This window comes from Mesorhizobium sp. M4A.F.Ca.ET.020.02.1.1 (assembly GCF_004022645.1).
GTDB lineage: Bacteria > Pseudomonadota > Alphaproteobacteria > Rhizobiales > Rhizobiaceae > Mesorhizobium.
Genome location: NZ_RZOI01000469.1, coordinates 1 through 4,978 on the forward strand (window position 1 = coordinate 1; position 4,978 = coordinate 4,978).

6 protein-coding genes and 1 pseudogene are annotated in these 4,978 nt (G+C 65.6%); 1 reads left to right on the top strand and 6 read right to left on the bottom strand.

Features of this window, described 5'->3' with window-relative positions; all coding sequences use genetic code 11:
• The 4 genes from EN742_RS24325 to aztA form a co-directional block, all read right to left on the bottom strand.
• The coding region (locus EN742_RS24325; protein ID WP_128333369.1) for a TIGR01244 family sulfur transferase at positions 1 to 312 on the bottom strand (312 nt) is incomplete at its 3' end.
• A 169-nt stretch (positions 313 to 481) separates the two neighbouring features.
• Entirely contained in the window at positions 482 to 1,423 is a 942-nt protein-coding gene (aztC, locus tag EN742_RS24330) for a zinc ABC transporter substrate-binding protein AztC (protein WP_128333370.1), read from the bottom strand.
• A 25-nt stretch (positions 1,424 to 1,448) separates the two neighbouring features.
• Positions 1,449 to 2,324, bottom strand: coding sequence for a zinc ABC transporter permease AztB (aztB, locus tag EN742_RS24335; RefSeq protein WP_126055040.1), 876 nt, complete (start codon positions 2,322 to 2,324; stop codon positions 1,449 to 1,451).
• Positions 2,324 to 3,157, bottom strand: a complete 834-nt coding sequence (aztA, locus tag EN742_RS24340) for a zinc ABC transporter ATP-binding protein AztA (protein WP_127406738.1) — start codon at positions 3,155 to 3,157, stop codon at positions 2,324 to 2,326. The genes aztB and aztA overlap by 1 nt, the downstream gene beginning before the upstream one ends.
• A 232-nt stretch (positions 3,158 to 3,389) precedes the next feature.
• Here aztA and EN742_RS24345 point away from each other — a divergent pair, with 232 nt between their 5' ends.
• Positions 3,390 to 3,734 (top strand): RidA family protein, encoded by a 345-nt coding sequence (locus EN742_RS24345; protein ID WP_127284608.1) that lies wholly within the window; start codon positions 3,390 to 3,392, stop codon positions 3,732 to 3,734.
• Between the two features lie 201 nt (positions 3,735 to 3,935).
• On the opposite strand, the gene hutC is transcribed toward EN742_RS24345, so the two are convergent.
• Entirely contained in the window at positions 3,936 to 4,682 is a 747-nt protein-coding gene (gene hutC / locus EN742_RS24350) for a histidine utilization repressor (protein ID WP_127406737.1), read from the bottom strand.
• Between the two features lie 25 nt (positions 4,683 to 4,707).
• Positions 4,708 to 4,978 (bottom strand): annotated as a pseudogene (locus EN742_RS24355) (formimidoylglutamate deiminase); the annotation flags it as partial.

Here is a 4,978-nt window from a genome sequence, read left to right on the forward strand (position 1 = left end):
ATAGAGATTGGTGCAGCGGGCGCCGGAGCGGCAGTAGGCGAAGACCGGGCCCTCGAGCTCGTCGAGCGCCGCGGCCTGGTCCTGGACATTCTCGAAGGTGATCTGGCCGCTGATGACCGGGATGAAGCGGAAGGCGAGGCCGGCCGCCTGGGCCGCTGCCTGGACGCTTTCGGCCGAAGGCTGGCCGGGCTGCTCGTTGTCCGGCCGGTTGCAGATCACGCTCTTGAAGCCGGCTTCCTTGATGGCGGTGATATCGCTGGGCTGGATCTGGCCCGAGACCGAATAGTCGTCGCTGATCTCTCGGTATTCCATGGTCGTCCTCGCAATCTGGTCGCGCGGCAGTCTTGCCACTCCCGGAGCGAGCCGGCAACTGCTCCCGCCGATCGCGTATCGTCGCACGCCGCCGGCGTCGTCTTTGCAGATAGACATTCGCGGCGGAAAATCCAGCCGGACCATCACAATCCGGCTGGATGAGCGGACCTCAGCTGCCGAGGATCGCGCCTTTGATCTGGGCGATGTTGTTGTGCATCATGTCGATACAGGTCGAGGCTGGTCCGTCGGGCTGCGACAGCGCATCCGAATAGAGCGTGCCCCCGACCTTGATGCCGGTCTCGCTGGCGATCTGCTCGATCAGCCGCGGATTGGTGATGTTTTCGACGAAGATCGCAGCCGCCTTGTCTTGCTTCACTTGCTCGACCAGCTTGGCGACGTCGGCGGCCGATGGCTCGGAGTCGGTGGAAATGCCCTGCGGCGCCAGGAAGGCCAGGCCATATTCGTGCTCGAAATAGCCGAAGGCATCGTGCGAGGTGATGACGACGCGCTTCTCCTCGGGGATCGACTGGATCGCCGCCTTCACTTCGCCTTCCAGCACATCCAGCTTCTTGGTGTAGGCCGCGGCATTGGTCTGATAGCCGACGCAGCCCTCGCTGTCGGCGGCGCAGAAGGCCTCGGCGATATTCTTCACATAGATCCTGGCATTGGCGATCGACTGGAAGGCATGCGGGTCGGTGACCGTCTTGCCGCCGCCGGTGGCGGCGCCTTCCGCCGCGTCGGCCTCGGCGAATTCCGGCTTGAAGTCGATGGATGTGACGCCCTTGGTCAAGGTAACGATCGAGGCCTTGGTGGCGCTGGCGTCGACCAGGCGCTGCAAAAAGCCTTCGAAATGCAGCCCGTTGACCAGCACCACATCAGCGCCAGCCATCGCCACCGCGTCGGCCGGGCTCGGTTCGTAGACATGGGCGTCGCCATCCGGGCCGACGATGGTGGTGATGCTGACCCGGTCGCCGCCGACATTCTTGGCGAAATCCGCAATCACCGTGAAGCTCGCCACCACCTTGAGCGGCGCGGCGAAGGCCGAAGAAGCGCCAAGCGCGGTAAATGTTATAACGCTCAGGGCCAGGGCGGCGCGGAAGGATTTCAGCATTGGGCAGGTCTCCTTGCTTGGGGGATCAGGCGGTCCGGTGGCGATGGTGGACGATGCGGGCGCGCAGCGCGCCGCGCGAGCCGAACACGATCGAGAAGAAGTAGACGACGCCGGCCGACAGGATGATGGCCGGGCCGGACGGCAGCGAGGCGTGGTAGGAAAGCAGCAGTCCGGCGGTGCAGGAGGCGAAGCCGATCAGCACCGCCAGCACGCACATCGGCTCGACGCGCACCGTCCAGAAGCGGGCGGCGGCGGCCGGCAGCATCATCAGCCCGACCGACAAAAGCGTGCCTAGCGCCTGGAAGCCGCCGACGAGGTTGAGCACGACCAGCCCCAGGAAGATGAAATGCACCGGGCTGCCCATGCGGCTCACCGAGCGCAGGAACAGCGGGTCGAGGCATTCGGCGACCAGCGCCCGCCAGAAGATCGTGAGGGCGACCAGCGTGACCAGCACGATACCGCCGATCAGCGTCAGAGCCTCGTTGTTGAGCGCCAGCACCGTGCCGAACAGCACATGCATGAGATCGACACTGGAGCCGCGGATCGACACCATCAGCACGCCGACGGCGAGCGAGATCAGATAGAAGGCCGCCATCGAAGCGTCCTCGCGCTGGACGGTGAAGCGCGAGACAGCGCCGGCGCCGAGCGCGACGATAATGCCGGCGATCAGCCCGCCTATGGTCATCGGCAGGATTTCCAGCCCGTAGAGCAGGAAGCCTGCGGCCGCACCCGGCAGGATGGCGTGCGCCATGGCGTCGCCCGACAGGCTCATGCGCCGCAGCATCAGGAAGACCCCGACCGGACAGGCGCCGAGCGACAGCAGCAGCGAGCCGAACAGCGCTCGCTGCATGAAGGCGAAATCGGCAAAGGGCGCGATGAAGAGGCCGTAGAGAAAGTCCATCAGGCGGCCCTCGGCCCGGAGCCGTGGTCATGATGGTGATCATGCGCATGGGCATGGGCAGGGCCGTGATGGTCGTGCCCGTGATGGTCGTGATGATGGTCGTCGGGCTCGCACCAGGGCGCGTTCTCTTCCCATGCTTCATGGAAGCGCCGCGCCTTGAGAAGGTTTTCCGGCCGCAGCGTTTCCTTGGTCTCGCCCCAGGCGACCGGCTGGCGCGCAAGCAGCAGCGTCTCGGGGAAATTCTGCCGCACGAGGTCGAGATCGTGGACGACAACCATGATCGTGCGCTCCTCGCCATGCCAGCGCTTGATCAACTGGATCAGGTCGCCGACCGTCTTGGCGTCGACGGCGTTGAACGGCTCGTCGAGCAGGATGAGGTCGGCGTCCTGCAGCAGCACGCGCGCAAACAGCGTGCGCTGCAGCTGTCCGCCGGACAGCGTGTCGATCGGTCGCGTCTCGAAGCCGCCGAGGCCGACCGCCAACAGCGCCTTGCTGACGGATTCGCGGTCCTCCTTCGTATAGCGGCCGAGCAGGCCGCGCTTCGGCCACAAGCCGAGCGAAACCAGGTCGACCACCCGGGCTGGGAAAGAGCGGTCGAGTTCGGACTGCTGCGGCAGGTAGGCGGTGCGCACGCCGGGGGCGCGGGTGACCGCGCCTTCCATCGGCTTCAGCACGCCAACAATGCCCTTCATCAGCGTCGACTTGCCCGAGCCGTTGGCGCCGACGACAGCCGTCAGCGACCCCTTGCGGATGACGCCATCGAGGTGATGGATCGCCGGGTGGCTGCCATAGCCGAGCGTCAGGTCGCGAAAGGTCAGGCAGGCATTGGTCATCGGTGGTCCGTTGGGGCGGTAGCCCATTGTTCGGGCGGTTCAAGTCGATATGTGATGTTATTACATTAGTCAACAAGATGGCCCGACGCAATTTGGTCACGGCCGGTCAACTCGTCGTGTACGCAACGGGGAGGGCCACACAATTGGCTCAATTGGTTTCGTCCCAGCCGGCCTTGCCCGGGAGAGGCCACAACTCTAAAGAGGCGCAACCGACAACAGGAAGGAACGCCCCATGAGCATTCGTCGCATCGATGTTGGCCCGCGCATGAGCCAGATCGTCATCCACGGCAACACCGTCTATCTGGCCGGCCAGGTCGGCGAGCCCGGCGGCAACGTCGCCTCGCAGACCCGCGACATCCTGAAGACCATCGACGAGCTGCTGGCCAAGGCCGGCACCGACAAGACCAAGATCCTGCAGACCATCATCTGGCTGGCCGACATGAGCACCTTCGCCGAGATGAACGCGGAGTGGGATAAGTGGGTGCCGCAGGGCCACACGCCTGCCCGCGCCACCGGCGAAGCCAAGCTGGCTGGCCCGGAATATCTGGTCGAGATCATCATCACGGCGGCGATCTGAGGCGCCGACTTCCCTTCTCCCTTGTGGGAGAAGGTGGCCGCGAAGCGGCCGGATGAGGGTGTTGGAAGGATCGCGGCGTTGAAGAACCTGACACTTCGAGCGTTTTGATTTTCTGCGTCTCGTTCCGTCGCGCACCCCTCATCCGTCTCGGCGCTGCGCGCCGATCCACCTTCCCCCACAAGGGGAGAAGGAAACGTCGCGCTACCGCTGCGACGGCGTAAACCTCGCCACCAGCGTGTGGCTCTCGGCCGGATAAATAAAGCGCACATGCGTCACCGGGTGCTCGGCGCTCCAGGTGCGACGCTCGACCACCAGGCACGGCGCGCCGGGGTCTATATCGAGCGTGTCGGCGACATGGTCGTCCGCGGCGGTGGCGCGGATGCGATGCTCGGCCTCGCTCCACGGCACGCGGCCGATCAGCCAGGGGCCGGGCGCGATGGCCAAAAAGTCCTCCTCGCCGGCCTCCGCGACCGCGGCGAGATTGATCAGCCGCTGCTCATGCGCGAAGGGCCGCTGGCCGGCGAAATGCAGGCATTCCAGCGAAAGCACCAAGCCTGGGGCGGAAAGCCCCAGCAGTGACCGGTCCTCGGCGCTGCTGCGCCGCTTCAGCCGAGCCATCCTTTCATAGCGATAGGGCAGGCCGAGCGCTTCGACCTCGATCCGGATGTCGTGCAGTTCCAGCACCGCCGCCTGCGACTGCGGCTGGCGGACAAAACTGCCGGAACGGCGGCGGCGCTCGATCAGCCCGGCCTTGGCCAGCTGCGACAGCGCCTTGTTCACCGTCATGCGCGAGCAATTGTATTCAGCTGTCAGCTCGTGCTCGAACGGAATCCTGTGCCCGGGCGCCCAGGCGCCGGACAGGATCTTTTCGCTGATGTCGGACAGGATGCGCTGGTGCAGCGAAACAGCCTCGCCACCTTCCGCTTCCATTGTCTCGATCATGCTCATGTCGCGGTTTCGCCTGTTGAACGAGCTAGGCTGCCGACAGCGCGGTCATGACAGCGCGGAACCTCTCGGCGATTGGCTCGCGCCTGGCATGCTGGCCGCCGCTGACCTGCTTCCTGCCGTGCACCCAGACGCTGTCGACGCTGGCGCCGTTGGCGAAGATCCAGGCATCGAGGATGGAGTCTCCCGTCTTGCCGGCGAGCGACGGATGGTTCGGGTCGAGCGACACCAAATCGGCCGGGGCGCCGGCTGCGATCCGCGCCGGGCCGGCGCCGAGCGCGGCGCTGCCGCCGTCGAGC

Excerpts from the sequence above, each read along its gene's own strand:
- EN742_RS24345 (WP_127284608.1), top strand. The coding sequence starts at position 3,390 with ATGAGCATTCGTCGCATCGATGTTGGCCCGCGCATGAGCCAGATCGTC.
- aztA (WP_127406738.1), bottom strand. The coding sequence starts at position 3,157 with ATGACCAATGCCTGCCTGACCTTTCGCGACCTGACGCTCGGCTATGGC.
- hutC (WP_127406737.1), bottom strand. The coding sequence starts at position 4,682 with ATGAGCATGATCGAGACAATGGAAGCGGAAGGTGGCGAGGCTGTTTCG.
- aztC (WP_128333370.1), bottom strand. The coding sequence starts at position 1,423 with ATGCTGAAATCCTTCCGCGCCGCCCTGGCCCTGAGCGTTATAACATTT.
- aztB (WP_126055040.1), bottom strand. The coding sequence starts at position 2,324 with ATGGACTTTCTCTACGGCCTCTTCATCGCGCCCTTTGCCGATTTCGCC.